This window comes from Archangium sp. (genome assembly GCF_036389735.1).
In the GTDB taxonomy this organism is placed as follows: domain Bacteria; phylum Myxococcota; class Myxococcia; order Myxococcales; family Myxococcaceae; genus Archangium.
In genome coordinates, this window is record NZ_DASVWK010000958.1 from 1 (window position 1) to 1,502 (window position 1,502).

Annotated in this window: 2 protein-coding genes and 1 pseudogene; 2 read left to right on the forward strand and 1 reads right to left on the reverse strand. The window is 66.8% G+C overall.

Going from position 1 to position 1,502, the window contains the following annotated elements; genetic code table 11:
* Positions 1-909, reverse strand: a 909-nt coding sequence (locus tag VF794_RS34060) for a DUF4388 domain-containing protein (protein WP_331117293.1), incomplete at its 3' end; no start/stop codon positions are given.
* 21 nt (positions 910-930) lie between these two features.
* Between VF794_RS34060 and VF794_RS34065 the strand changes: the two genes are divergently transcribed.
* Together VF794_RS34065 and VF794_RS34070 are read left to right on the forward strand one after the other, a co-directional pair.
* Positions 931-1,209 (forward strand): glutaredoxin family protein, encoded by a 279-nt coding sequence (locus VF794_RS34065; protein WP_331117294.1) that lies wholly within the window; start codon positions 931-933, stop codon positions 1,207-1,209.
* A gap of 123 nt (positions 1,210-1,332) precedes the next feature.
* A pseudogene (locus tag VF794_RS34070) lies at positions 1,333-1,502 on the forward strand (diguanylate cyclase response regulator); the annotation flags it as partial.

Below are 1,502 nucleotides of genomic sequence, written 5' to 3' on the forward strand. Positions count from 1 at the left end.
CAGCAGTGCCTCCGTCTCCGGCGAGGGCGACATCTCGTGCGCCCGCCGAGCCAGCGCTTCCCCGTCCCGGAAGTTGCCGTTCTCCAGGTAGGACTGCGCCGCCTCCACCACCTCGCTCGTGGAGGACTCGACACCAATCACGTCCACGTCCACCACCTGCGCCTCGGCCTCCTCGTCCTGCACGGGCCGCTTGCGCGGCGGCGGCGTGCTCAGCACCTTCACCGCCTCCAGCCGGTAGAGCGCGTACAGCCGCTGGTACACCAGGAAGTCCGAGGCGTGCAGCACCTTGGCCATCTCGTCGATGGTCAGCCCCTCGCGGATGCGCTTCACCAGCCGCGCATCCAGGCTCCCCGGCTTGGGCGGCTCGGGCAGCCGGTTCTCGTCCACTGACAGGTACAGGTTCCCCGAGGGGAAGGCCGCCCGGATCGCCTGCCACGCCGTCTCGCGGAACTCACCCTCGCGGTGCACGTCCGCCAGGTCCACGTGCACCTGCACCCCGTCGATCTCCGAGGCCACCCCCGCGTCGAAGGAGAACTCGCCCTCCTCCCAGGAGAACATGTCCAGCAGCGCCTCGCGGAACTTCAGGTTGAGCGCCCCGCGCACCGTCTGCTCCGGCAACAGCCCCGTCATCACCAGGATCTTCCCCAGCGGTACCTTCGTCTCGCGCTGGGTGGCGTAGGCCTTGCTGAACTGCTCCTCGCTCAGCTGCCCCATGTTGATGAGGAACTGGCCGAGGAACTCGCGCGGCTGGTTGGAGCTGGCGCTCAGCACCTGCCCCTCGCGCAGGGCGATGAGCTTGCGCACGCCCGCTCGCATGATCCTCAGCATCCCGCTCGCACGGCGACTGCCGAGGTACGCGACGAGATCCTTCAACGGCATCGTCGAGAAGTCACCTGACAGACCGCGCATCGCGTCACATCCTTCTGGGGAATGATTGTCCGAATCTACTCGAAACCGAACTGTTGCCTCTGCGACCAGGCGAAGGCCGTCCTGGAGCGGGTGCGCGAGCGCATCCCCTTCGACCTCGTGGAGGAGGACATTCGTGCCGACCCTGTCACCTTCTCTGCCTACCGGTACGACATCCCCGTGGTCATCATCGACGGCCGCGACACCTTCAAGCTCCGTTTGGAGGAAGCGGAGGTCGAGGCCGCTCTCCTCCGGGGGACAAATGGCACGCCGGTTGCTGATTCAAGTAGCCACGAGGAGTAACTCTCTTCCCCTCCCCAGGAAAAACAGGGGGATGGACGGAGTGGGGGGCGGGTAGGGCTGTAATCCTGGGGAATACGCCGGAGGAACAATGGGGAAAAAGGTTCTGGCCGGACGGGGGATACGGTGGCGTTGAGGCGCAAGCACAGAAGGGCGGACCAACCCCTGACGGTGTTGGTGGTGGAGCCACGGGCGGGAGACCTGGAGCGTACCCGGGTGGCCCTCGGAGAGGCGGGCTTCCGGGTGGTGCCGGTGACGCGTTTCGACGCGGCGGGGCCGCTGTTCGAGGCCATCCG

Coding starts and splice junctions, on each gene's coding strand:
- VF794_RS34065 (WP_331117294.1), top strand. CDS start 931: ATGATTGTCCGAATCTACTCGAAACCGAACTGTTGCCTCTGCGACCAG.